The 24482-nt window shown below is 63.3% G+C and carries 20 protein-coding genes; 17 read left to right on the top strand and 3 right to left on the bottom strand.

The window, feature by feature from the left end:
• Positions 1-3: 3 nt before the first annotated feature.
• The 6 genes from rsmI to B3M53_RS08810 all read left to right on the top strand — a co-directional run bounded on the left by rsmI (position 4) and on the right by B3M53_RS08810 (position 7044).
• Positions 4-780 (top strand): 16S rRNA (cytidine(1402)-2'-O)-methyltransferase, encoded by a 777-nt coding sequence (gene rsmI / locus B3M53_RS08835; RefSeq protein WP_160093148.1) that lies wholly within the window; start codon positions 4-6, stop codon positions 778-780.
• Positions 781-925: 145 nt separating this feature from the next.
• Positions 926-2971 carry a S9 family peptidase gene (locus B3M53_RS08830; RefSeq protein ID WP_286800087.1) on the top strand — a complete coding sequence of 682 codons (2046 nt, stop codon included), beginning with the start codon at positions 926-928 and terminating at the stop codon, positions 2969-2971.
• 156 nt (positions 2972-3127) lie between these two features.
• The gene (locus tag B3M53_RS08825; protein WP_273021126.1) at positions 3128-3907 is read left to right on the top strand and encodes a glucose 1-dehydrogenase; all 780 of its coding nucleotides are present in this window, start codon (positions 3128-3130) and stop codon (positions 3905-3907) included.
• A gap of 12 nt (positions 3908-3919) precedes the next feature.
• On the top strand, positions 3920-5131 hold the full coding sequence (locus B3M53_RS08820) for a hypothetical protein (RefSeq protein ID WP_273021127.1): 1212 nt from the start codon (positions 3920-3922) through the stop codon (positions 5129-5131).
• A 63-nt stretch (positions 5132-5194) separates the two neighbouring features.
• Positions 5195-6259, top strand: coding sequence for an SMP-30/gluconolactonase/LRE family protein (locus B3M53_RS08815; protein WP_273021129.1), 1065 nt, complete (start codon positions 5195-5197; stop codon positions 6257-6259).
• Positions 6256-7044 (top strand): SDR family NAD(P)-dependent oxidoreductase, encoded by a 789-nt coding sequence (locus tag B3M53_RS08810; RefSeq protein WP_273021131.1) that lies wholly within the window; start codon positions 6256-6258, stop codon positions 7042-7044. The genes B3M53_RS08815 and B3M53_RS08810 overlap by 4 nt, the downstream gene beginning before the upstream one ends.
• Before the next feature lie 5 nt (positions 7045-7049).
• Here B3M53_RS08810 and B3M53_RS08805 read toward each other — a convergent pair whose 3' ends face one another.
• Positions 7050-7469 (bottom strand): MerR family transcriptional regulator, encoded by a 420-nt coding sequence (locus B3M53_RS08805; protein WP_022701228.1) that lies wholly within the window; start codon positions 7467-7469, stop codon positions 7050-7052.
• A gap of 143 nt (positions 7470-7612) precedes the next feature.
• On the opposite strand from B3M53_RS08805, the gene B3M53_RS08800 reads away from it, so the two are divergent.
• The 8 genes from B3M53_RS08800 to B3M53_RS08765 are packed head-to-tail and all read left to right on the top strand — an operon-like array spanning position 7613 to position 18305.
• A complete protein-coding gene (locus B3M53_RS08800; protein WP_160093154.1) occupies positions 7613-8509 on the top strand; it encodes an SDR family oxidoreductase in 897 nt (298 codons plus the stop codon).
• Positions 8509-10119, top strand: coding sequence for an acyl-CoA carboxylase subunit beta (locus B3M53_RS08795; RefSeq protein ID WP_273021155.1), 1611 nt, complete (start codon positions 8509-8511; stop codon positions 10117-10119). The genes B3M53_RS08800 and B3M53_RS08795 overlap by 1 nt, the downstream gene beginning before the upstream one ends.
• 32 nt (positions 10120-10151) lie before the next feature.
• Positions 10152-11321 carry an acyl-CoA dehydrogenase family protein gene (locus tag B3M53_RS08790; protein ID WP_022701231.1) on the top strand — a complete coding sequence of 390 codons (1170 nt, stop codon included), beginning with the start codon at positions 10152-10154 and terminating at the stop codon, positions 11319-11321.
• Positions 11322-11323: 2 nt separating this feature from the next.
• Positions 11324-12124 (top strand): enoyl-CoA hydratase/isomerase family protein, encoded by an 801-nt coding sequence (locus tag B3M53_RS08785; RefSeq protein WP_273021158.1) that lies wholly within the window; start codon positions 11324-11326, stop codon positions 12122-12124.
• Between the two features lie 3 nt (positions 12125-12127).
• Positions 12128-14101: a DUF2118 domain-containing protein gene (locus B3M53_RS08780; protein ID WP_273021160.1), complete on the top strand. Its 1974-nt coding sequence runs from the start codon at positions 12128-12130 to the stop codon at positions 14099-14101.
• Between the two features lie 4 nt (positions 14102-14105).
• Complete coding sequence (locus tag B3M53_RS08775) at positions 14106-14984, top strand: 3-keto-5-aminohexanoate cleavage protein (RefSeq protein ID WP_273021161.1); 879 nt, start codon at positions 14106-14108, stop codon at positions 14982-14984.
• 23 nt (positions 14985-15007) lie between these two features.
• Positions 15008-16837 (top strand): AMP-dependent synthetase/ligase, encoded by a 1830-nt coding sequence (locus B3M53_RS08770; protein ID WP_022701235.1) that lies wholly within the window; start codon positions 15008-15010, stop codon positions 16835-16837.
• On the top strand, positions 16818-18305 hold the full coding sequence (locus B3M53_RS08765) for a flavin-containing monooxygenase (protein ID WP_273021162.1): 1488 nt from the start codon (positions 16818-16820) through the stop codon (positions 18303-18305). The genes B3M53_RS08770 and B3M53_RS08765 overlap by 20 nt, the downstream gene beginning before the upstream one ends.
• Here B3M53_RS08765 and B3M53_RS08760 read toward each other — a convergent pair.
• Entirely contained in the window at positions 18302-19231 is a 930-nt protein-coding gene (locus B3M53_RS08760; RefSeq protein WP_156861450.1) for an alpha/beta hydrolase, read from the bottom strand. The genes B3M53_RS08765 and B3M53_RS08760 overlap by 4 nt on opposite strands.
• A gap of 153 nt (positions 19232-19384) precedes the next feature.
• Between B3M53_RS08760 and B3M53_RS08755 the strand changes: the two genes are divergently transcribed.
• Positions 19385-20530: a pentapeptide repeat-containing protein gene (locus B3M53_RS08755; RefSeq protein ID WP_273021163.1), complete on the top strand. Its 1146-nt coding sequence runs from the start codon at positions 19385-19387 to the stop codon at positions 20528-20530.
• On the opposite strand, the gene B3M53_RS08750 is transcribed toward B3M53_RS08755, so the two are convergent.
• Positions 20527-21462 carry an alpha/beta fold hydrolase gene (locus B3M53_RS08750; RefSeq protein ID WP_273021164.1) on the bottom strand — a complete coding sequence of 312 codons (936 nt, stop codon included), beginning with the start codon at positions 21460-21462 and terminating at the stop codon, positions 20527-20529. The genes B3M53_RS08755 and B3M53_RS08750 overlap by 4 nt on opposite strands.
• Before the next feature lie 70 nt (positions 21463-21532).
• On the opposite strand from B3M53_RS08750, the gene glpK reads away from it, so the two are divergent.
• Both glpK and hemN read left to right on the top strand, forming a co-directional pair.
• Complete coding sequence (gene glpK, locus B3M53_RS08745) at positions 21533-23014, top strand: glycerol kinase GlpK (RefSeq protein ID WP_273021167.1); 1482 nt, start codon at positions 21533-21535, stop codon at positions 23012-23014.
• 98 nt (positions 23015-23112) lie between these two features.
• The gene (hemN, locus tag B3M53_RS08740; protein WP_273021169.1) at positions 23113-24456 is read left to right on the top strand and encodes an oxygen-independent coproporphyrinogen III oxidase; all 1344 of its coding nucleotides are present in this window, start codon (positions 23113-23115) and stop codon (positions 24454-24456) included.
• The last annotated feature ends 26 nt before the right edge of the window (positions 24457-24482 follow it).

Below are 24482 nucleotides of genomic sequence, written 5' to 3'. Positions count from 1 at the left end.
GGCATGAGTGATTCCGCGATCTCCGCCGATCTCGACGCCCCGCCCGAAACCGGGCCGCGTCTGGTGCTTGTGACGACGCCCATCGGCAATCTGGGCGACATGACGCCGCGCGCCTGGGACGTCTTGCGCGACGCGGACGCCATTGCGTGCGAAGACACGCGCACGACGCGCCGATTGCTCGAACAGGGCGGCGTCACCGACAAGCGTTTGATCGCTTGCCATGACCATAACGAGACGGCGAGCGCAGCCGGCATCGTCAAGCTGATCGAAGACGGCGCGACGGTGGCTCTGGTCAGCGATGCGGGCACGCCAGCGATCTCTGATCCGGGTTTTCGTGTGGTTCAGGCGGCGCTCGAGGCGGGATTGACCGTCAGCGCCGCGCCCGGCGTCTCCTCGGTGATCATGGCGCTGTCCATTTCCGGCCTGCCGACCGACCGCTTCACCTTTCTGGGCTTTCCGCCCCGCAAATCAGGCAAGCGTCAGGCGCTGTTTGCGCTGTATGGCGATTTGCCCGCCAGCCTGATTGTCATGGAGAGCCCGCAGCGCCTGGCGGAATGCCTGGCTGATGCGCGCGCCGTACTGGGAGATCGCCGCGCCGCGCTGAGCCTGGAGCTGACCAAACGGTTCGAGCGGGTCTGGCGCGGCACGCTCTCAGAACTCGAAGCCCGGCTTGCCGACCCGCCCAAAGGCGAGGCCGTGATTGTGATCGAAGGCGCAGACGAGGTGCGCGAGAAAAAGAACAAATACGCCGCATTTTCCAAAGCGCCCAAGCGCGATTAAGATTTCATTAGGATATGCAATATGCAGGGGCGGCGCCCCGCAGCATTGCGACCGGCGCTGGCATCTGTGTGATGGGCGTCGGGCCTCGACGCGCAGGCCTTGCCTTCGTTAGGCTGCGTCCCGTACTGACCAAGGAGTTATCGCCATGAACCGTCCACTGTTCACCGGCGTTCTGGGTTTTGCTGCAGCCTGTGCGCTAGGCGCACAGACGCAGGCGCAAGAACCTTTGACGCTGGAAGATCTGTTCGAAATCCGCCAGGTGTCCGGGATCGACATCTCCCCTGATGGCGACCATGTCGCCTTCACCGTCTCCACGCCGCGCAATGTGGTTGCGGGTGAAGAGGATGGCACGCCGCAATCGGCGCTGTTCATCGCATCCGGCCCGGATGCGGCGCGCCCCTTTATCACCGATGGCGGCGTTGGTGGTGTGGAATGGACGCCGAATGGCGACGCGCTGACCTTTCTCGCCCGTCGCGACGGCGACAGCGGATCGGCGCTTTACGAGATCGCGGCGGATGGCGGCGAAGCGCGTCGGATCTACAGCCATGACGAGTCGATCCAGTCCTATGTGATCGGGCCCGATGGAGAGAGCCTGTATTTTATTGCGCGTGAGAAGGCTGACCCGATGCAGCAGACGCTGCGCGATCGCGGGTTCATGGCCAATGTCTATGAAGAGAGCGACATCTTCTCCTATGTCTGGCGCGCCGACCTGACGGATCCCGACGCGGACCCGGTCCGGTTTGATCTGCCCGGTCATGCATCATCTCTGACCTTGAGCGAAGACGGCTCACGCCTCGCCGTGGCGCTGGCGCCGACCACTTTGGTGGACGACTCGCTGATGGAGCGTCAGTGGACCGTCGTCGATGCGGCGAACGGTTCGGTGATCTCCACCGTCGAAACGCCGGGCAAGATCGGCATGGCGGCGTTTTCGCCTGACGCTTCGCGTCTCGCCTTCATCGCGGGCGCCGACCGCGCCGACCCCACGGCAGGCACGCTTCACATCGCGGATGCGCAGACAGGCGAGTATATGGCCATCGCCCGCGACGCCGAGCAGCATGTGAACCAGCTCGCCTGGATTGATCGTAATTCCGTGCTGACTCTAGCCAGCGTGGGCACGGGCACGGCGCTCGTCGAATACAATATCAATGGCCGTGAAGAGCGCCGCACGCCGACAGAGGCCGGCGTGATCTCGTCCATGGATTATGATCGTGATGACCGGGTTCTGGCGGCGACGGTGCATGCTGCGACCCATCCTCGTGAATTGTTTGTGGGTGACCGCCGTTCGCTGCGCCAGTGGACCGATCACAACCCCCAGCTTGACGACATCGCCTGGGGCGATCAGAGCGTCTTCGAGTTCGAAGCGCGTGATGGCGAACGCATTGAAGGCGTGCTCGTCACTCCGCAGGGCGAGGCTCCGGCAGGCGGCTGGCCGATGATCATGACCGTGCATGGCGGCCCGGAAGCCCATGACAGCAATGGCTGGGTGAACGGCTATTCGCGTCTGGGCCATATCGGCGCCGGTGAGGGGTTTGCGGTCTTCTACCCCAATTATCGCGGTTCTACGGGCCGTGGTGAACGCTTCGCCAAGCTCGACCATCTCGATGCGCCGGGCGAAGAGTTCTGGGATCTGGTGGACGCGATCGGCGCCCTGTCGGAGGCCGGTATTGTTGACGCCGAGCGCGTGGGCATCACCGGCGGTTCGTATGGCGGGTTCGCCTCGTCTTGGGGCGCGACCATCGCCAGCGAACATTTCGCCGCCTCTGCGCCGTTTGTGGCGCTGACAGATCTGATCAGCTTTTACGGCACGACCGAGATTCCGATCGAGATGGTGGATGTGCACTTCATGCAGCCGCCCTGGGAAGACTGGATGAGCTATCTCGAGCACAGCCCGACCTATCATGCGCCGGGCTCGACCACGCCGACGCTGATCCTGCATGGCGAGGCGGATACGCGGGTGGACACCAGCCAGTCCTTCATCCTCTACCGTATCCTGAAGCAGACCTCTGACGCGCCGGTGCGGCTCGTCACCTATCCGGGCGAAGGCCATGGCAATCGCCGCGCCGCCGCCCAGTACGACTACGGTCTGCGCGTTCTGCGCTGGATGCAGCATTACCTGCAGGGCGAAGGCGGCGAGCCGCCCGCGCCGGAGCTGGATCTGGCCGAACGGCTGGGGCTTGAAGACGCCGAATAAGGCGCCGGAAAAGGGAGGCGGAAACGCCTCCCTTTATCGTTGGGGACTGGCGGGGCGACAGGATATGAAATCCGCATCGGCGCCCCCTCGCCATGGCCTCATTCCGCCGCTAACGTGGCGCTTAACGCATTAAGTGACGTGAACGGGAGGATGAACATGTCAGAGAAAGACCTGTCGCTGGACGGCCGTGTGGTTCTGGTCGCCGGGGCGAGCCGCGGCATCGGCGAAGCCGCCGCAAAGCGCATGGCGCGCAATGGCGCGGTGGTGATCTGCTCGAGCCGCAAGATCGCCGATTGCGAGCGCGTGGCTGAAGAGATCAAGGCCGAGGGCGGCAAGGCCCGCGCCATGGTGCTGCACCTTGGCGAAGCCGATCATCGCGAAGCGGCCATCGCCAACATCAAGGAGACCGAGGGACGTCTGGACGTGCTGGTCAATAACGGCGCCACCAGCCCGTATTTTGGCGAAGCCAAGGACACCCCTGAAGACGCGTGGGACAAGACGTTCGAGGTGAATGTCAAAGGCCCGTTCTTCCTGTCGAGCCTTGCGATCAACACCTTCATGAAGGATCAGGGCAAAGGCTCGATCATCAATGTCGCCTCGATCAACGGCATCCGTCCGGGCTATTTCCAGGGCGCGTACTCGATCTCGAAAGCCGCCGTCATCTCTCTAACCCAGGTGCTGGCGCAGGAATGCGGTCATCTGGGCGTGCGGGTGAACGCGCTATGTCCGGGCCTGACTGAAACCAAGCTCGCCTCGGCGCTGACGTCCGATCCGAACCTTGAAGACATGATGAACCGCAATTTCTCCATCAAGCGCGTCGGCCAGCCCGAAGACATGGCCGCTGCAATCCACTTCCTCGCCAGTGACGCATCAAGCTATATGACGGGCCAGGAATTTGTTGTGGATGGCGGCATCACCCAGCGTGGTCCGTTGTAGGAGAGCTTATTGATGCTGACGCGCGAGGCCTGCGAGGCGCTGGACCAGACTGATCCGCTGAAAGACAAACGCGACCTGTTCGCTCTGCCTGAGGGCGTGATCTATCTGGACGGCAACTCGCTGGGCGTGCCGCCCAAGGCGGCGCTCGCGCGTTTGCGTGAAGCCTCTGAATCCGAGTGGGCGGTGGGCCTGATCCGGTCGTGGAACGACGCGGGCTGGATGGATTTGCCGCTGACGCTCGGGGGCAAACTCGCGGCGTTGATGGGCGTCAAAGCCTCAGAAGTGATCGCGGTCGACACGGTCACCATCAACCTGTTCAAGCTCGCTACCGCGCTGCTGGACCGTGATGGCGGCGGCATTGCGGCGGAAGCGGGCGAGTTTCCCACCGACAATCATGTGATGGAGGGAATCTCCCGCATCACTGGCGCCCCGATGCACCGGGTCGCGCCCAACACGCGTCCGAAAGACCTGCCAGACGGCGTAAAGGTCCTGATCAAATCGGCGGTGCATTATAAATCCGCTCAAATCGCTGACTTTGAAGGCTATGAGCGTGAGGCGGCGGCGCGCGGGCTGAACATCATCTGGGACCTAAGCCACGCCACCGGTCTCGTTGATCTCAAGCTCGCTCAATGGGGCGCGAAATACGCGGTGGGCTGCGGCTATAAATTCCTCTCCGGCGGCCCCGGCGCACCGGCCTTCCTCTATTGCGCGGAAGACCAGATCCAGACGCTGGAGCATCCGGTGTCTGGCTGGCTGGGCCATAAACGCCCCTTCGGGTTTGAAGACGCCTACGAGCCCGACGACACCATAGTGCGCTGGCGCACCAGCTCGCCCTCCATCCTCGCTCTTTCCGCGCTCGATGGGGCGGTCAGCGCCTATGACGGTGTGGACATGGCGCAGGTGGAGGCCAAGGCGATCGCGCTGGGCGACATCATGCTCGCGCAAGCGGAGGCGCTGGGTCTCGATCATGCCTGTCCGGGGCCGGGCGAGCGGCGCGGCGGCCATGTGGTGCTGCGCCATGAGCAGGGCTACGCCATTGTGCAGGCCCTGATTGACCGCGGGATTATTGGCGATTTTCGCGCGCCTGACCTGATGCGGTTCGGATTTAATCCGCTCTATAATTCCTATGCAGAAGTCTTTGATGCGGCGCAGGCTCTGGCGGATGTGATCCAGACGGGCGCTTGGGACGACCCGAAATTCCTCGCCAAAAAAGCGGTGACCTGATCGCGCTTGCCCGTTTTGCGCTTCTCCCCCAGAGTAAAAGAAAAAACATCAGGGGAGGGCGCGATGTTGCGCTGGATTCTGGGCGGCCTCGCCGCTCTTGTCGTGATCTTGGCCGTCGCCGCTTATGGGCCGGGCGCGCTGAAAGCCTACAAGTTTGTCCCCACTGCGCCCGATCCCGCATTGATGGCGCTTTACGAGACGGTGGCTGAACCCGAGCGCCGGGAAGTGCCGAATCTGCACGGCGCGGAAGATCTCGAACCCGGACCTGATGGTCGGCTTTACGCCAGCCTGGCCGATGGCCGCATCATGGTGCGGGAGATGGACGGCGGATGGTCAGAATACGCCAATACCAACGGACGTCCGCTGGGCCTGGCCTTTGCGCCGGACGGCGCCTTGTTTGTCGCCGATGCGCTGAAAGGCTTGCTGCGGTTGGAGGACGATGGCGCGTTTGACGTCTGGCTCGCCGATGAGAGCGAGGGCGGACCGCTGGTCTTCACTGACGATCTGACAGTTTTGAGCGATGGCGCGGTGATCCTGACCGACGCTTCGCGCCGCTACGGCTATGGCGAATACATGACCTCTTTGCTCGAAGGCGAGCAGACGGGCGTCATCTACAAGGTCACGGCGCCGGACCAGTATGACGTGCTGGCGGAAGGCTTTGGTTTCATCAATGGCGTGGATCATGACCCCAGCACGGGCCGCGTTTTCGTCAACGAGACCTGGGCGGGCCGGGTGATCAGTCTTGATCCTGAAACCGGTGATTACGCCGTGCTGATTGACGGATTGCCGGGCTATCCTGACAATCTCGCCTTTGACGAGGAGACCGGGCTGATCTGGATCGCCTTGCCCTCTCAACGTTCGCCCCAGATCGAGAGCTTGCATCCCAATCCGTTTGTGAAGCGTCTCGCCTGGCGCTGGATCCAGATTTCCGGATTGCCGCCCTTTCCGCCGCGCCCGGTGATGGGCATGGCGGTGACCGCCGAGGGTGAGCCGGTTCATGCGCTCTATGGTCCGGATGATGCGCCCTTCGGCGTCACCACGGTGACCCCGTGGCGCGGCCAGATCTGGGTGGCGGGGCTAGAGCGTGACGGGGTGGACGCTTATGCTGTTCCCGATCGCATCCAATGAGCCGGACAGCCCTGATTTCGGGCGGGTCCAGCGGCATTGGCCTGGCCCTGTCTGAACGTCTTCTGGAGCGCGGGTTTCGTTTGCTCTGGGTGTCGCTGGACGAAGATGAAATCGCCCGCGCGCGCCAATCGCTATTGGCGCGTCATCCCGACGCCGAGATCGAGGGGCGGGCCATGGATCTCGCTGATCCGCAATCGGTGGCGCGGCTGGTGCAATGGGCGCAGGGCGAGGGCGGGCTCGACCTTCTGGTCAATAATGCCGGCTTCGGCGTCTATGGCGCGTCCAGGGACATGGCGGTCGAGGCCGAGCAAGCCATGATTAATGTGAACGCGCGCGCCCTGCACGCGATGACCCGGGCCTTCCTGCCTCTGATGGAGTCGGCGGGCGGCGGAACCATCATCAATATTGCGTCTAACTCCGCCTTCGTGCCGACGCCGGGGCTTGCGGTCTATGCAGCGACCAAGGCGTTTGTCCGGCATTATTCAAACGCTCTGTCTCAAGAGCTGGAACAGAGCGGCAGCTCTGTCCGCATCATGACGGTCTGTCCGTCCGCTGTGTCAGACACGCCCTTCAAGGAGCGGGCGGCGGCCAAAGATGTGCGCACCTTCTCAAGCTTCAGCGCCACCACGGCGGGCGAGGTCGCGTCTGATATTCTCAAAGGCTATGATCGGGGCGCATCCGAGGTGATCACCGGCGCCGCCATGCGCCGGGCGATGTGGCTGATGCGGTTCTCGCCCGCGCCTCTGGTGCGTTGGCTGACTCGACGGGAAACGCAGCGGATCTGAAGCGTCTAGCGTGTATTGCTTTTCCGCTGGGCCAGGCGCGTTTTCGAGCCCTCATGAATGACGCGCAGTTCGTTGAGCGTTGTTTCGATCTCGGCCTTTTTCTCTTCCAGACGTTCGATCTCTTTCGCAGTCATCTCGATCACGAATTCGAGCTGCCGCACGCGCCCTTCACCTTCCTGGCCGTAGAGCTCGAGGAAGGTCTTGATGTCGCTCAGCTTGGTGCCGATGGTCTTGGCGCGCAGGATCAGGGCGAGGCGTTTCTTGTCGGCGTCGGTATAGACCCGCTGCCCGCCGACGCGCTGGGGTTTGAGCAAACCCTTGTCCTCATAGAACCGGATCGTGCGCGTGGTGATGCCAAACGCATCGGCCAGCTCGGCGATGCCGAACAGGGTGTCGTGGGTCTTCGTATCGGGCGCGTGAGTCATGGTGCCTGTCCTTGTCCGTCTCCTTCATACGATGAAGTCTTGCCGCAAACAAGATGTGCTTGACGTATACGTTAAGCCCTGCGAAGCTCCCCTCAACACCGGCGAAAACAGACCGGACCAGTCAGGGAGGAGACGGGCGCACAATGAGCGATAACGCCGCACACGCCCGCTATGACAGCGTATTTCGGCCTGACCTGTTTAAGGGGCAGGTGATCATCGTCACCGGTGGCGGATCGGGGATCGGGCGTTGCATCGCCCATGAGCTGACGGCGCTCGGCGCGCACGCCATTCTGGTGGGGCGCAAGCAAGACAAGCTCGACGCCGTCGCGCAAGAGATCGCTCATGACGGCGGCTCGTGCGAGACTGCCTCGTTTGATATTCGCGATGAAGAGGCCGTGGCGTCCGCCATCGCCGACATGGCCGCGCGTCATGGCCGCATCCATGGCCTTGTGAACAATGCGGGCGGACAGTTTCCCGCCAATGCTGAAGACATCTCCAAAAAGGGTTGGGACGCGGTGATCGCCACCAATCTGACCGGCGGCTTTCTGATGAGCCGCGAAGTGTTCAAGGCCTCAATGGCTGAACAGGGCGGCGCCATCGTCAACATCACCGCTGACATGCATCACGGCATGCCGGGCATGGCGCATTCAGGCGCTGCGCGGGCGGGGATGGAAAATCTGACCAAGACCCTGGCGTTTGAGTGGGCGCCCAAGGGCGTACGAGTGAACGCCGTCGCGCCGGGCTGGATCGCCAGCTCGGGCATGGACACCTATGGCGGCGCCTTCCGCGCGATGATCCCGCTGCTCAAACAGAATTTGCCCGCGCAGCGCATGGGGTCGGAGGCCGAGGTGTCGGCGGCGGTGACCTATCTGTTGTCGCCGGGCGCGGCTTTCATCACCGGCGTCCAGCTTCAGGTGGATGGCGGCGCGCCTTTGGGCGAGCGACATTATCCGCTGACCGCTCATGACAAATCAGACGTCTTTAACGGCTTTCACCGGGCGGTGGATCCGGCGGTCTTGCGCGGTGAGGGAGCAGAGTAATGGCGGTCCTGCAAAGCCGGATCAATCCGGGCTCTGACGACTTCGCCGCAGCGCGCGCAAACATGGTTGAAAAGCTGGACGAGGCGCGTGGCGCGGAAGAGCAGGTGCGCTCCAACTCCGCCGCCAAGAAGTCGCGCTTTGACGAGCGCGGCCAGCTGTTGCCGCGTGAGCGCGTGGCGCGGCTTGTTGATCGCGATGCGTCCTTTCTCGAAATCGCGCCGCTCGCCGGCCTCAAAATGCATGATGATGACGGCGGGCGCGGGGCTTCGGGCGGCGGCGCGGTGGTCGGCATCGGCGTCGTCTCGGGCAAACGATGCGTCATCGCCGCGTCCGACAGCGCCATCAAGGGCGGCACGGTCGCGCCCATGGGCTTGCGCAAATCCCTGCGCGCGCAGGAGATTGCGCTGCAAAATAAGCTGCCGATGATCCATCTGGTGGAATCCGGCGGCGCAAACCTTCTCTATCAGGCCGAGATCTTTGTGGATGGCGGACGCAGCTTCGCCAATCAGGCGCGCCTGAGCGCGGCGGGCATTCCCCAGATCGCCGTTGTGCATGGCAGCTCCACCGCCGGCGGCGCCTATCTGCCGGGAATGAGCGATTATGTGGTTCTGGTGCGCGAGAAGTCGAAAATCTTCCTCGCCGGCCCGCCGCTGGTCAAAGCCGCGATCGGCGAGGACGCGGATGATGAATCCCTGGGCGGCGCGGACCTTCATGGCGAAGTGACGGGGCTCGGTGAATACGTCGCCGATGATGATGCGCAGGCGCTCGCCTATGCGCGCGACATCATGGACAAGCTCAACTGGAGCGAAGCCACACTGTCCGGGGGCGGCGAAGCGCCGCTTTATGACGCGGAAGAGCTCATGGGGATCGTGCCGGCGGATGACCGCACGCCCTATGATGTTCGTGATGTGATCGCGCGCGTGGTGGACGCCTCGGACTTTCTGGAATTCAAGGCGCGCTATGGGTCTGAAACCGTGTGCGGGCATGCCCACATCGGCGGGCAGGCGGTCGGGATCATTGGCAATAACGGCCCGATCCAGCCTGAAGGCTCCACCAAGGCGGGCCAGTTCATCCAGCTGTGCGACCAGTCGCAAACCCCGATCCTGTTCTTGCAAAACACCACCGGTTACATGGTCGGTTCAGCGGCGGAACGCGCTGGCGCAGTCAAGCATGGCTCGAAAATGATCCAGGCCGTGGCCAATGCCCGCGTGCCCAAGATCACCATCGTGCTGGGCGGCAGCTTCGGCGCCGGCAATTACGGCATGTGCGGCCGCGGCTTTGATCCGCGCTTCATCTTCGCCTGGCCCACCGCCCGTACGGCGGTGATGGGCGGCGCGCAGGCGGCAAAGGTGATGGAGATCGTCACCCGCGGCAAGAATGCGCGCGCGGGCGTGGAGACCGATGAAGAGGCGCTCGCCCAGATGAGCGCCATGATCACCCAGAGCCTTGATGAGCAGAGCCAGGCGCTCTTCGCCACCGCCCGGCTCTGGGATGACGGGATCATTGATCCGTGCGACACCCGCGCGGTGCTGATCGAATGCCTGAACATTTGTGCTGAGGCGGACCGCCGTCAGCTGAACCCCAACACGTTCGGAGTCGCGCGGTTCTAACAAGACGCGGCCCACCAACGGGAGGACACGCCATGCAGTTCAACGAGCAACACGAACAGCTTCGCGACACCGTCGCCAAGTTCGTCGCCAACGAAATCAATCCGTATGTGGATGAATGGGAGGCGGCCGACCAGTTCCCCTCTCATGAGGTCTTCAAGAAGATGGGCGATCTGGGCCTTCTGGGCCTGCGCTATCCCGAGGAGTTTGGCGGCGCCGGCCTCGACATGACCTATTCGCTCGTCCTGGCCGAAGAGCTGGGGATGATTGATTGCGGCGGCGTGCCCATGGCCATCGGCGTGCAGACCGATATGTGCACCCCGGCGCTGGCGCGGTTCGGCTCTGACGATCTGCGCAAGCAATTCCTGGCGCCGGCGATTGCGGGCGACATGGTGGGCTGTCTCGGCGTGTCCGAGCCGGGCGGCGGCTCGGATGTGGCGGCGGTGAAGACCAATGCGAAGTCAGACGGCGATGATTACATCATCAACGGCACCAAGATGTGGATCACCAATGGCCTGAAGGCGGATTGGTGCTGCCTGCTGGCCAACACGTCCGACGGCAAGCCCCATGAGAGCAAGTCGCTGATCATGGTGCCGATGGATCTGCCGGGCATTGAAAAGCAGAAGATCCACAAGATCGGGATGCACAGCTCTGACACCGCGCAATTGTTCTTTGATGATGTGCGGGTGCCCAAGCGCTATCGCATCGGTGATGAAGGCGCAGGCTTCATCTATCAGATGCTGCAGTTCCAGGAAGAGCGCATCTATGGCGCGGCGTCGTCTTTGAAAAACCTCGACAAGCAGATCGACCTGACCATCGAGTACACCCGTGACCGGCACGCCTTCGGCCAGCCGCTGCTCGACAATCAGGCGATCCATTTCCGCCTCGCCGAGTTGCGTACTGAAGTCGAGATGCTCCGTTCACTGACCTATCGTTGCGTGGATGATTTCAACCAGGGCAAGGACATCACCAAGCTCGCCTCCATGGCCAAGCTCAAATGCGGTCGGCTGGCGCGTGAAGTGTCTGACAGCTGCCTGCAGTTCTGGGGCGGCATGGGCTACACGGCCGACAACCTTGTCAGCCGCTCCTTCCGCGATGGCCGCCTGATCTCCATTGGCGGCGGCGCCGACGAGATCATGCTCGGCATCATCGCCAAGCTTGAAGGCACGCTGCCCAAGCGCCGCAAGCCTGAAGGCAACAAATAGCCATGTCCGCGCCGCGTACTCTATTGGTCGAACGCCGCGCCCGGGTTCTGCATGTGACGCTGAACCGGCCCGCCCTGCGCAACGCCATGTCGCTTGAAATGGTGGACGAGCTCATCAACGCGCTCGCCGACGCTGAACAGCACGGTGATCGCGCCATCGTCCTGCGCGGCGCCGAGGGGCATTTCTGTTCGGGCGGCGACATCAAGGATATGGGCGCGGCGCAAGGCCAGCCTGTCTCGGACGGCGTCGACCCCATCGCGAACGTCAACGCTCGCTTTGGTGAGTTGTGCGTGGCCTACGCCAGCACCGGCTTGCCTGTGGTGGCGGTTGTTGAGGGTGCGGTCATGGGCGGCGGTTTCGGTCTCGCCTGTGTGGCGGATGTGGTGCTCGCCTCTGAGACGGCTCTGTTCCGTTTGCCTGAAACCGGGCTCGGGATTGTCCCGGCCCAGATCGCGCCTTTCCTGGTGGAGCGCCTTGGCTATTCCGAAGCGCGGCGCCTTGCGGTGACCGGCGGCAAGCTGGATGCCGCGAAGGCGTTGAATGTCGGCCTTGTCCACGCCGTGCACCCCACAGCCGATCTGGATGCGGCGTTGGAGGCCGAGCTTGCACAGATCCGCAAGGGCGCGCCGAACGCCATCGCAGCGACCAAGGCGTTGATGCGTCGGGCGCGTCTGGAAGCGCCCGCAAGCCTGGTTCAGGACGCGGCTGCGGCGTTCGCCAAGGCGGCGCGCTCTGATGAAGGCGCAGAAGGCATGACTGCTTTTCTTGAAAAACGTCCCGCCCGCTGGGCTCAAGAGGGATAAATCATGGCTGAAACGGCCTTCAAAAGCGTGCTGGTCGCCAATCGTGGCGAGATCGCTGTCCGTGTGCTGAACGAAGCGCGCGAGAGCGGCCGTACGGCCATCGCCATCTATTCCGAGGCGGATGCCGGCGCCTTGCATGTGCGCGAAGCGGACCTGGCGGTCTGCATCGGTCCTGCGCTCGCCAGCGAAAGCTATCTCAATATCGAAGCCGTGCTGGATGCGGCCCGAAAAACCGGGGCTGAAGCGATCCATCCCGGCTATGGGTTCTTGTCAGAAAACGCCGCTTTCGCCCGTGCGGTGATCAAGGCGGGGCTGGTCTGGATCGGCCCGCCGCCCGAAGCCATTGACGCGATGGGCGACAAGGCGCGCGCCAAGGAGTTGATGATCAAGGCGGGCGTGCCCACCCTGCCGGGCTGGCAGGGCGCAGATCAATCAGACGCCAATCTGAAGGCCGAGGCCGACACGATTGGCTACCCGCTTCTGATCAAGGCGGTCGCGGGCGGCGGCGGTCGCGGCATGCGCATTGTCCGTCAGGCGTCCGAGTTTGACGAGGCGCTGGCTTCAGCGCGCCGCGAAGCGAAATCCGCTTTTGGCGATGACGCTGTGCTGATCGAGAAATTCGTCGAGCGCGGCCGCCATGTGGAAATCCAGGTCTTCGCGGATCAACATGGGAACACCATCCATCTTGGAGAACGTGATTGCTCGGCTCAGCGTCGCCGCCAGAAAGTGATCGAGGAAGCGCCGTCTCCGGCGGTCGATCCTGAACTGCGCGCAAAGATGGGCGCGGACGCCGTCGCGGCGGCGAAAGCCGTGGGCTATGTGGGCGCAGGCACGGTTGAGTTCCTGCTGGAAGAAGGCGGCGGGTATTATTTTCTCGAGATGAACACCCGGCTTCAGGTGGAACATCCGGTCACGGAGGAAGTGACCGGGACCAACCTTGTGCAATGGCAGTTTGAAGTGGCCTCCGGCGCGCCGCTGCCGCTGAGCCAGGATGAAGTGTCGCTGGACGGCTGGGCCATCGAAGCCCGGCTTTACGCGGAAGACCCCTATAACGGCTTTGCCCCGCAATCAGGGCTGATCCTGTCTTATGACGGGGATGTCTCCAGCGCCGGCGGACGCGTGGATGCGGGCGTTGAAACCGGCGGACGGATCGGAACCGATTACGACCCGATGGTTTCAAAAGTCATCGGCACGGGCGCCAGCCGCGCTGAAGCCATTGCCTCCCTGCGCGCCGCGCTGATGGATGACCCGCTTCTGGGCGTCACCACCAATCGTGACTTCCTGCTGGCTTTGCTGGACGGGGAGCCTTTCCGGAAGGGCGAGATCTGCACGGCGGATCTGGATCTCTGGGCGGAAGAGGGCGCTGGCCCCTTCGCCAAACCTGATGCGGACCGCAGGGCGGTCGCGCTCGGCGCCGCGCTTCTGGGCGCTGCGCCTCAAGGCGTGATCCGGTCCGGCTCTGTCAGCCGGTTTGATCTGCCTTTGACGGTCAATGGCGACGCGCTGACGGTGCGGCTTGAGCAGACGGGACCGGATGCGGTCAGCGTCGGGTTCGAAACTGAAGACGCCTCCAGCGCGGTGGCGCTGTTGGGCGAAGAGACGCCCGGCGAGATCGCCTTCCGTCTGGATGGCGTGGACGCTCGCGCTCGTGTGGCGCGCGCGACGGACGGCGCGCTCCATATCGCCTTGGGTGCGCAGATCATCGTTCTGGAAGAGGCTTCGCCCTGGGGCGCGGATGCGGCGTCTGACCCGTCCAAGATCACCGCGCCCGTGTCCGGCGCCGTTGTGGCGGTGAACGTCGAACCCGGCGATCGGGTGAAGGCGGGTGATGTCCTGATGGTGATGGAAGCCATGAAGATGGAGATGCGCCTGACCGCGCAAGCGGATGGCGTAGTCGCCGCCGTTAACGCCCAACAGGGCGGGCAAGCTGCGAACGGCGCTGTTTTGATTGAACTTGATATGGAAACGCAGGAGTAGACCGATGGATAAGGCAGTTCTGACCTGCGCGCTCAACGGCGTGCTGACCAATCCGAAAACCCATCCCGTTCCGGTCACCCCTGATCAGATGGCCGCCAGCGCGCGCGAGGCGTATGACGCCGGCGCCAGCGTCATGCATGTCCATTACCGCATGCAGGATGAAGATCACGGCCATTTCCCCAGCTGGGATCCCGAAGTGGCCGCCAGCATGGTGGACGCGATCCGCGCCGCCTGTCCCGGCGTGATCATCAATTCGACCACCGGCGTCGTTGGACCCGACGTGTCAGGTCCAGCCGCTTGTGTGAAGCGCGTAAAGCCGGAAATCGCGGCGTGCAACGCCGGATCGCTCAACTATCTTAAGCTCAAGCGCGACGGGTCCTGGGCCTGGCCGCCGATGATGTTCGACAACCCGGTCGAGAAAGTTCAGGCCATGCTGGACGCCATGGCGGAGGTGGGCGCGCATCCTGAGTTTGAGTGCTTTGACGTGGGCATTGTGCGCTGTGTGAACATGTATATCGAGAACGGCATGGCGCCCTCCGCCCATTATAATTTCGTGATGGGCGTCGCTTCGGGCATGCCGGTGGATGCGCGGCTTCTCAAATTGCTGCTCGATTACAAGCGTGAGGGCGATCCGTGGCAGACCACCTTGATCGGACGCCAGGAAATCTGGCCGGTTCATCAGGCGACCGCCGATCTTGGCGGTATGCTTCGCACCGGACTTGAGGATACCTTCTATCTGCCTGATGGTGAACGCGCCACGGGCAACGGAGCCTTGATCGAGGCTCTGGCGCAATGCGCCCGGAATGCCGGGCGAGAGGTCGCGTCGCCTGCTGAGGCGCGCGAAATTATGGGCCTGAACGCGGCGGAGACCGCTCATGCCTGACATGTTCTTTAGGGAGGAGACGCATGGAGGCGCGCGCGAGTGATTTGCCCCGTATAGGGGCGGACAACTGGTATCCGTCCACCCCGGCCCGATTGCTGGAAAAAGCTGAGACGCGAGGCTCGGACCCCGCCTATGCCGTGCGGCAGGGCGAGGGCTGGGCCTATACGTCGTGGTCAGACTATGCCGATCAGGTCCAGACCGCCGCCCGTGCGCTTGTCGCGTTGGGACTGGGCGAAGACGAGACCGTCGCGGTTCTGGGCTATAACCGCCCGGAATGGACGATCATGGCGATCGCCGCGATGATGGCGGGCGGGCGTCCGGCGGGGGTCTACTGGACCAGCGCCCCGCCCGAGATCGCGTATATCCTGCAACACTCCCAGGCGCCCGTACTGCTTGTGGAGACCGAAGAGCATGTGGAGCAGGCGCTCGCCCTGAAAGCGGAGTGTCCGGCGCTCGAGCACATCATCGTCATGGATGGCGTGGCGGGCGATCACGCGGACGTTTTCAGCTGGGCGCAATTCATGGCGCTGGGCGTTGAGGACCATCATGATGCGGTCAGCGCTCGGATGGCGGCGATCAACGAAAGCCGTGTCGGCTCGCTGATCTATACCTCCGGCACCACAGGGCCGCCCAAGGCGGTGATGCTCAGCCATGGCAATATTTCCTGGAGCGCAGCAAAGCTCAGCGACATGTTCAAGGCCCAGCCCGGCGACCGGACTCTCTCATATCTGCCGATCGCTCATGTGGCTGAACAGCAATCGAGCGTCCACAACCATGTGATGAGCGGGGCGATCATGCATTTCGCCCAGTCCATGGAGACCCTGGCCGATGACCTGAAAGCGTGCCGTCCGAACGTGTTTTTCGGCGTCCCGCGGGTCTGGGAGAAGATGTCGGAAACCATCCGCGCCCGTCTGTCCGAGGCGTCCGGCGTCAAGGCGTCGCTTGCAAAGTGGGCGATGGACGTGAACCGGCAATGGCATGAAGCCGTGCTGGATGGCCGTTCGCCCTCGCCCCTCGTCGCGATGCAGAAACCCCTCGCCAATGCGCTGGTGATCAAAAAGGTCCAGGCGGCCCTGGGGCTTGAAGACTCCCGGCTGCTGATTTCCGGCGCCGCGCCGATCAGTCCTGAAGTCCTGCGCTTTTTCACCGGGCTCGATCTGCTGATCTGTGAGGGTTACGGCCAGTCTGAAACCAGCGCCCCGACCGCGTTCAGCATGCCCGGCTCCGTCCGGATCGGTTCGGTCGGCAAGATGATCGACGGCATGGACGCGCGGGTCTCCGAAGAGGGCGAGCTTCAGGTGCGCGGACCGAACGTCTTCGCCGGCTACATGAACAATAACGAGGCCACCGAAAACACCTTCACCCGTGACGGCTGGATGAAGACCGGCGATGTGGTGCGCATTGACGAGGACGGCTTTGTCTTCATCACAGGCCGGATCAAGGACATCATCATCACCTCGGGCGGCAAGAACATCACGCCCGCAAACCTCGAAACGGATCTGATGAACGCCCCGTTGGTCGAGCACGCAGTGGTGGTCGGGGATGCGCGCCCCTATCTGAGCGCCCTTCTGACCTTGAGCGAGGACGCCTTGGCGGACTTTGCCTCAAAGCAGGACTTGAGCGTTGAAGAGGCGCGCCAGAGCGAGGCGCTTCAGGCGCAATTGCAAGCGGCGGTCGATGAGATGAACGAGCGCTATGCCCGGGTGGAGAATATCCGCAAATTCCGGGTGCTCGATGCGCCGTTGAGCGTGGAGACGGGTGAGTTGACGCCCACCTTGAAAGTTCGGCGCAATGTGGTGACCGCGCGTAATCAGGCGGTTGTGGACGAGATGTATGCCGAACTCCAGGACTGAGGCGGGCCTGCCTCAACGCACCGAGGTTCTCATCATCGGGGCCGGCATGTCCGGCCTCGCCATGGGACGCCAGCTTAAACGGGCCGGGGTTCGGGACTTTCTCATCGCCGAACGCGCTGAAGGACCGGGCGGGGTCTGGCGCGCCAACGCCTATCCCGGTGCGGCGTGTGACGTGCCCAGCCATCTGTATTCCTATTCCTTCTTTCCCAATCCGGACTGGAGCCGGAAATTCGCGCCCCAGGCCGAGATCAAGGCCTATTTCGAACGCGCCAGCGCAGAGTTCGGGCTGGAGCCCCACATCCGGTACGGGAAAAGTGTTCGTGCACTGACATATGAAGAGGCCGAAGGTGTCTGGCGCATCGAGTTCGAGCATGGCGCTCAGCTGGAAGCCCGCGCGGTCATTAGCGCCGTGGGGCAATTGTCAGAGCCGTTTTCGCCTGAGTTTGAAGGGCGGGATCAGTTCAAGGGCCAGATCGTTCACACCGCCGAGTGGACGCCTGACATCGACATGACGGGCAAACGCGTGGGGATGATCGGCAGCGCCGCCAGCGCCATTCAGGTGTTGCCGCACGCGGCGAAAGCGGCGAAGACGCTGAGCGTGTTCCAGCGGACACCGAACTGGATCATCCCCAAGCCTGACAGGCCGTTCACCGCTGTGGAGAAAGGGTTGTTCCGGTATGCGCCGGGCTATCACTGGCTATACCGGATGGGCAGTTTCCTGCTGCATGAGTTGCGCTGGCCCGCCTTTCGGTCTGGCGGCCTGGCCGCCGCCTATACGCGTCATCGCCTGACCCGGCGGATCAAATCTCAGGTCGAGGACAAGGCGGTGCTGGACCAGGTGCTGCCCGATTATGCGCCGGGCTGTAAACGGATCCTGCTCTCCAACGATTTCTTTGAAACCCTGAACCAGCCCCATGTGCATTTGGTGACCGATGGGGTTCAGCGCTTCACCCCTGAAGGGGTGATGACAGCAGGTGGTGAAGTCATTGAGGCCGACCTTGTTATCCTCGCCACGGGGTTCAAGGCGACAGAGTTTCTGCCCAATCTGGATGTCCGGGGGCGCGGCGGCCACAGCCTGAAAGCGGTCTGGGGGGAGAGCCCCACCGCCTATAAGGGCGTCGCCTTGTCAGGCTTCCCGAACCTCTTCACGCTATACGGGCCGAACACCAATCTGGGACACAATTCGATCATCTTCATGATCGAGCGTCAGACCGAGTTCGTCCGTCGACAGACCATGCGTCTGTTGAACGCGGACGCCATCAGCCTGGAAGTCAGCGAAGCGGCGCAGAACGCGTTTAACGCGCGCTTGCAAAAACGGTTGAGCGACACGGTCTGGGCCGGCGAATGCCCGTCCTGGTACAAGAGCCCGGACGGGATCATCGTCAGCAACTGGGCGGGCCCCGCCAGCCGCTATGCGCTGGCCTTGTCGGGGCGGGACACAGACGCATTCGTCCTCGAGACGCCCTAGTCCGCCGGCGCCGTCAGGATCGGCTCCGCCCATTGGATCAAGCGCTCCAGCGCCATATCCGCTTCCGGCAGGAGCGGCGCGAACAGCGGGAAGTCGTGCCAGAGCGCGTCCCATATCTCGCACTGGACCGAGACGCCGGCCTCTTCAAGCTTCTCCGCGAAGCGTATGGAGTCATCGCGCAGGATTTCCGCGTCGCCCGTCTGAATGAAGACTGGCGGAAACCCTGTGAGGTCGGCAAAGAGCGGCGAGGCTTCCGGCGTGTCCGCAGGCGTTGTGTCCAGATAGAGCGCCGCGCCGGCCGCCAGCCAGTCCGGTTTGAGCATCGGATCGGCTTTTGCGCGGGTTTTCGTGCTGTCGCCGCTGGCGGTCAGATCCGTCCAGGGCGAAATCAGATAGACGCCATGCGGCATGGGCCGGCCTTGCTCGCGCTGCCGCAGCACGCTGGCGAGCGCCAGACCGCCGCCGGCGCTGTCGCCAGCAATCAGCACCGGGCCGTCGCTATGGGTCATCGCCCAGTTCAGCGCGGCTGCGCCATCATCCACGGCACAGGGGAACACATGCTCTGGTGCAAGACGGTAGTCGACAGAAATAGCTCTGATTTTCAGGGCCTTGGCGAGGCGGGTCACCAGGGGGCGGTGGCTTTTAGACGATCCCAGGCAGTATCCGCCACCATGCAGGAACAGCAATAATCCGGGTCGATGCTCATCGGGGGTGAAACTCAAGGCGTTAAGCCCGGCGAGTGTCGTCCTTTCGATCGTCACGTCATCAGGCGTCGGCAGACGGTCAGCGCCGGCGTCCATGCGCTTGCGGGCGATCTGCCTGGGGTTTTCAGGCGACATCACCGTCTTGCCGGCAGTGCGCGCCATATGCCGCGCCAGAAGCCGCCGGAGGCTGACGGCGCCCTGTTTGGAAACCCGTTCGATCACGCTGCTCTCCTTCAATGTCCTGACAAATAGACTTCCCGGTTTGCGTCGATGTGACAAGCACTTCGTGGACGTCTCTCCCGATCTCAATCAGACGTGGAACGGAACATTAAACTCAATCGCGCAGTGTAAGGGTCAGTTTTGGGAGAGACCGGAATGCCATTAGACCTGTCGGTCATCGCGGCTCATGAAGCGTTCATCGCTGGCCGCGCCGGCGGCTGCCGTGCGTATTTCCGCTTTCAGGACCTTACTGGCACGTCCTTGATGAAGCGCAAGCTCGATGGCATTGAATTCATTGGCTGCGATCTGTCCGAATCCAATTTCGCTCTGACGTCTTTGGTGACAGCCTCCTTTTACTGTTCAAGCCTGAAGCGCGCCGATCTGCGAGGTGCGGATTTGTCTCGTGCCGATTTGCGCGGCGCTATTTTGCGTAGCGCAGACCTGTATCGCGCCAATCTGGACGGCGCCGACTTTCGAAAGGCCGTTCTGTACAAGGATGAGCGCGACGCAGAGTTCAAGCACAATGACTGGGTCATGGATACGGAAGGTGATGGCCGGGACGGCGCCGTGGATTTTCGTGACTGCACGCTGAGAGGGGCGCGACTGAGCTCGGCCAAGCTGAAGGGCGCAGACTTTTCCGGCGCCATGCTGGACGGCGCCAAACTCAATCAGGCTGATTTGCGCGATGCTAATTTTGAGGGCGCGGTGCTGACGGGCGCTGACCTGAACGGCACGCGCCTTGATGGCGCGAACCTGGAAAATGTCGTCCGTGACCCGGCGGATGAGGCGCTGGCGCGGGCCGAAGAGCTTCAACAAAGGCTCGAGCAGAGCGATCTGTACACACGATCCCGCGGTGAACAGGGACAGCGCGGCAACTTCGAAGGCGAAGACTTGCGCGTTCTCGGTCAGGCTTTTCGTCAAAAAGGGCTGATCGGCGCCAATCTGCGCGGGGTTTGCGGCGTGGGCCTCGACTTTTCAGGCGCTTCGCTCATCGGCGCCGTCTTTTCGGGCTCTGACCTGCGCGGCGCCAATTTCACCGGCGCCAATCTGAAAGGCGTGAACTTCAAAGACTGCAAGCTGAACCACGCCATTTTCAAGTCAGCGGATTTGCGCGCCTTCACCGGCAATACGGGCCGCGCCTTCCTGCCGTGCTTTGACGGCGCCTCCACTCATGCCGCCCGGTTTGAAGGCGCCATGATGGATCGTGAAGCGCTCGGACTGACGCCTGGCGAAGACACGGTCTCCACCTCGTCGTCAAAGCCCGAAGATGCTGCGCTGGCGGGTGAGGTCAAAGCCTCCTAGCCTTGCTGACGGGCCACGCGTTCCGCCCAGTCGGCGAAGTCTGATTGCGCCGTTTCATACCCGATATCATTGAGCGTTTCGTGCCGTGCTTGCGGGTCGCGCCGCATGGTGACGTCCGAGAACCGAGCATTGTAAAGCCGTGAGGCGAGCACTTTCGCCGCCTGGCCCTTGTCGGTCGCGGGGTCTTCGCCGCCCGCCGCCAGATGGATGGCGAGGTCGGTGCGCATGGCGCGCAGACGGTTCTCGCTTTCTCCCAGCTCCGTGCCTTCGATCAGATCGCGCCAGAGCGAGATCGAGGCCGGCCAGCCGCACTCGGGGTCATTGATATAGGCGTCTACTTCTTCGGGAATGCGCGACAGCCAGTCAAAGTCGGTGCGGTGACCTTTGACCTGCTTGCCCCAGGCCTTGAAGGTCAGACCTTCCAGCCAGGTGGACGCCGATTGAGGTTTTTTGAACAGGCTTTCGATATTGAGCACGGCGCGCATCAGGCCCGCGCGGCCGCCAATCGCCAGATTGGAGTTCCACACCGCAAGCCCTGAAATCTCGCCCTTGCGCTCCATGGCGTGATTCATCGCCACGACCCCGCCCATGGAATGACCAAAGACGATAAGGGGCAGGCCAGGGAAGCGCGCCTTGAGATGGTCTTCCACTGCCAAGGCGTCCTCAATGACCTTGTTCCAACCCTTGGGCGCGCCGAATACGCCGCGCGGAGCGTCTTCGGCTGTGGTCTGGCCATGGCCGCGATGGTCATGGGCGGCCACGTGAAAGCCGCGGCCCGCCAGATAGGCGGCGAAGCGGGCGTAACGCGCGGAATGTTCGGCCAGGCCATGATGGACCTGGATGACGCCCAGAGGCTGGCCTTCGGCTTCTTGCACGTGCAGGCGCAGGCTTGCGCCGCTGGGGCTCTCAAAAGTTTCCGCAACAAACGCCATGAGGGCATTCTCCATCCGGTCAGAACAGCTTAGCTTGATGTCTACCATAGACTGCCCGGAGCGTTTCACCATGTCCCGTCCTGCATTGCTGGCTCTTGATCAGGGCACCACATCGTCGCGCGCATTGGTGTTTGATGAGACGGGGCGCGTGATCGCCACGGCGCAAGAAGAATTTGCTCAAGGCTATCCCCAGCCAGGCTGGGTGGAGCATGATCCCGAAGTGATCTGGGCGACGGTCCTGTCCACCGCCCGCAAGGCGATGAACGCTGCTGAAGCGCAAGGCTGGGCCATTGAGGCGATCGGCGTCACCAATCAGCGCGAGACGACTCTGGTCTGGGATCGCGACACCGGCCAGCCCATCCACAACGCCATCGTCTGGCAGGACCGGCGCACGGCGAAGACCTGCGCCAATCTGCGCGCCGAGGGCGCCGAAGCGCTGGTGCGCGACCGGGCAGGCCTGGTGCTCGATCCATACTTCTCCGCGTCAAAGCTTGCCTACATCCTCGATTCCGTTTCCGGCGCCCGTGCAAAAGCCGAGGCGGGCAAGCTGGCCTTTGGCACGGTGGACAGTTTTCTGATCTGGCGCCTGACGGGCGGGCGCGTCCACATCACCGACGCCACGAACGCCAGCCGCACCAGCCTTTATGCGCTGCAGGCCGCGGACTGGGATGAGGAGCTGCTGCGCCTGTTCAATGTGCCGCGCGCAGTCTTGCCGGATATCGTCGATAGTGCGGGCCGCTATGGCGAGACCGACGCGTCCGTGCTGGGCCGGGCGATCCCGATTTGCGGCGCGGCGGGCGACCAGCAGGCGGCGGCTCTGGGCCAGGCCTGCCTTCATCCCGGCGAAGTGAAATCGACCTATGGCACGGGCGCGTTCTTGCTGGTGAATACAGGCGATACGCCCGTCAGGTCTGAAAACCGGCTTCTGGCGACCACGGCCTGGCGATTGAACGGCCAGTCCGCCTTCGCATTGGAAGGCTCGATCCTGTCGGCGGGCGCGACCGTGCAATGGCTGCGTGACGGGTTGGGGATGATCGCACGCTCGTCGGAAATCGAAGCGCTGGCGCAAAGCGCGGATCCCGAATGCGGCGTCTATCTGGTGCCCGCCTTTTCAGGGCTCGGGGCGCCGCATTGGGATCCCGATGCGCGCGGCCTGTTGTGCGGACTGAGCCGCGGGGCGGGCCGGGCGGAGATCGCCCGCGCCGCGCTGGATTCCACCGTGTATCAGACCCAGGACCTGCTGACGGCTGTGGCCAGTGACGGAGTGGATGTGCGCACCTTGAAAGTGGATGGCGGCATGGCCGTCAATGACGCGCTGATGCAGCGTCTGGCTGATATTTGCGCGGTCGAGACCGTCCGCCCGGTCAACGCCGAGGCCACCGCCTGGGGCGCCGCCTTCCTGGCGGGGCTCGGGATCGGCATGTTCTCGGACCTCTCGGAAGCCGCGACGCTGTGGCAGGCCGAACGGGCGTTTGCGCCGCAGCTCGAAGACGCCGCGCGCCAGCGCCAGATGGCGGGTTGGCAGGACGCGGTGCGCCGCACCCTCAGCTAGGCCCTGCGACCGGTCGCCGCGTGCGACGTCGGGTCCACTGCTCTGTCTGATCCTCGCGCGTTAAAGCGGGGCCATCTTGCACAGAAGTGGAGCCCGTCATGGCGTCCCGGATCAATACTTTGCTGCGCTATGGCCAGGAGCGCAGCCCGCGTTACACCAGCTATCCCACCGCGCCGCATTTCCATGCAGGCGTCGATGCGGCGGTCTATGGCGACTGGCTGGACACGCTGGATCGCGGCAAGCCGATCTCGCTCTATCTTCATGTGCCGTATTGCAAGTCCCTGTGCTGGTATTGTGGCTGCAATACCCGCGCGACCACTCAGGACGGGCCGGTCGAGGCATATCTGAAGGTCCTGCTGAAAGAGCTGACGCTGATCGCGGATCGCTTGCCGGGCCGGATGACGGTGTCGCATCTGGCGCTGGGCGGCGGCACGCCGGCGATTCTTAATCCGTCACAGATGGACCGCCTGATGGCGGCGATCCGTGAGCGGTTTGATTTTGCGGATGACGCCGAGCTCGCCATCGAGATCGATCCGCGGCACTTCACGCGCGACGACGCCCAAGGTCTGGCGCGCAATGGCTTCACCCGCGCCTCAACCGGCGTGCAGAGCTTTGATCCTGCGGTGCAGCGCGCCATCAACCGCATTCAGCCCTATGAGCTTGTGGAGGCGGCGTTCAACCGGCTGCGCGACGCCGGGGTGATGAAGATTAACGCTGATTTGCTGTACGGCCTGCCGCTGCAGAGCGAAGACAGCGCCCGCGCCAGTGCAGAGGCTGCGGCGGCGCTGAACCCGGACCGTCTGGCGGTGTTCGGCTATGCCCATGTGCCGCACATGAAATCGCATCAGCGCCTGATCAAGGACGGGGATCTGCCCGCCGCCAAGGCGCGCCTGAAACAGGCGGACGCCATGGAGGCGGCGCTGACGGCGTGCGGCTATTCCCTGATCGGGATTGACCATTATGCCCGTCCTGATGATCCCATGACGCGGGCGCTTGAAGCCGGAACCCTGCGCCGGAACTTCCAAGGCTATACGACGGACAAGGCCGAGACCCTGATCGCGCTGGGCGCATCCGCCATCGGCCAGTCGCCGCAGGGTCATGTGCAGAACAAGGCGGATGTGCGCGCCTGGATGCTGGATGTTGAGGCTGGCCGACTGCCCGTCGGCAAAGGCGTCGCCGTCAGTCGGGAAGACGCGATGCGCGCGGCGATCATCGAACAGGTGATGACCTATCTCAGCGTTGATCCCGAAGCGGTGGCGGCCTGCTATGGCTTGCCTGCGCCCCAGGCGGATCTTGAGGCTCTGACACGATCCGGCGTGGTGACGATCGAGAGCGGCCGGGTCATCGTCAACCCGGCCTACCGTCCGCTGGCGCGGCTCGTGGCGGCGGCGTTTGACGGCTATCTCGCGTCAAGCGAAGCCCGGCATTCGGTCTCGGTCTAGGAATTTGAAGGCGTGCGGCGCAGCAC

The sequence above is a fragment of the Oceanicaulis sp. UBA2681 genome (assembly GCF_002354675.1).
GTDB lineage: Bacteria > Pseudomonadota > Alphaproteobacteria > Caulobacterales > Maricaulaceae > Oceanicaulis > Oceanicaulis alexandrii.
This window is presented reverse-complemented; position numbering and strand designations above follow the sequence as displayed.

Bases quoted from the DNA above. Each gene is read 5' to 3' on its own strand.
- rsmI (WP_160093148.1), top strand. From the start codon at position 4: ATGAGTGATTCCGCGATCTCCGCCGATCTCGACGCCCCGCCCGAAACC.
- B3M53_RS08830 (WP_286800087.1), top strand. From the start codon at position 926: ATGAACCGTCCACTGTTCACCGGCGTTCTGGGTTTTGCTGCAGCCTGT.
- B3M53_RS08825 (WP_273021126.1), top strand. From the start codon at position 3,128: ATGTCAGAGAAAGACCTGTCGCTGGACGGCCGTGTGGTTCTGGTCGCC.
- B3M53_RS08820 (WP_273021127.1), top strand. From the start codon at position 3,920: ATGCTGACGCGCGAGGCCTGCGAGGCGCTGGACCAGACTGATCCGCTG.
- B3M53_RS08815 (WP_273021129.1), top strand. From the start codon at position 5,195: ATGTTGCGCTGGATTCTGGGCGGCCTCGCCGCTCTTGTCGTGATCTTG.
- B3M53_RS08810 (WP_273021131.1), top strand. From the start codon at position 6,256: ATGAGCCGGACAGCCCTGATTTCGGGCGGGTCCAGCGGCATTGGCCTG.
- B3M53_RS08805 (WP_022701228.1), bottom strand. From the start codon at position 7,469: ATGACTCACGCGCCCGATACGAAGACCCACGACACCCTGTTCGGCATC.
- B3M53_RS08800 (WP_160093154.1), top strand. From the start codon at position 7,613: ATGAGCGATAACGCCGCACACGCCCGCTATGACAGCGTATTTCGGCCT.
- B3M53_RS08795 (WP_273021155.1), top strand. From the start codon at position 8,509: ATGGCGGTCCTGCAAAGCCGGATCAATCCGGGCTCTGACGACTTCGCC.
- B3M53_RS08790 (WP_022701231.1), top strand. From the start codon at position 10,152: ATGCAGTTCAACGAGCAACACGAACAGCTTCGCGACACCGTCGCCAAG.
- B3M53_RS08785 (WP_273021158.1), top strand. From the start codon at position 11,324: ATGTCCGCGCCGCGTACTCTATTGGTCGAACGCCGCGCCCGGGTTCTG.
- B3M53_RS08780 (WP_273021160.1), top strand. From the start codon at position 12,128: ATGGCTGAAACGGCCTTCAAAAGCGTGCTGGTCGCCAATCGTGGCGAG.
- B3M53_RS08775 (WP_273021161.1), top strand. From the start codon at position 14,106: ATGGATAAGGCAGTTCTGACCTGCGCGCTCAACGGCGTGCTGACCAAT.
- B3M53_RS08770 (WP_022701235.1), top strand. From the start codon at position 15,008: ATGGAGGCGCGCGCGAGTGATTTGCCCCGTATAGGGGCGGACAACTGG.
- B3M53_RS08765 (WP_273021162.1), top strand. From the start codon at position 16,818: ATGCCGAACTCCAGGACTGAGGCGGGCCTGCCTCAACGCACCGAGGTT.
- B3M53_RS08755 (WP_273021163.1), top strand. From the start codon at position 19,385: ATGCCATTAGACCTGTCGGTCATCGCGGCTCATGAAGCGTTCATCGCT.
- B3M53_RS08750 (WP_273021164.1), bottom strand. From the start codon at position 21,462: ATGGCGTTTGTTGCGGAAACTTTTGAGAGCCCCAGCGGCGCAAGCCTG.
- glpK (WP_273021167.1), top strand. From the start codon at position 21,533: ATGTCCCGTCCTGCATTGCTGGCTCTTGATCAGGGCACCACATCGTCG.
- hemN (WP_273021169.1), top strand. From the start codon at position 23,113: ATGGCGTCCCGGATCAATACTTTGCTGCGCTATGGCCAGGAGCGCAGC.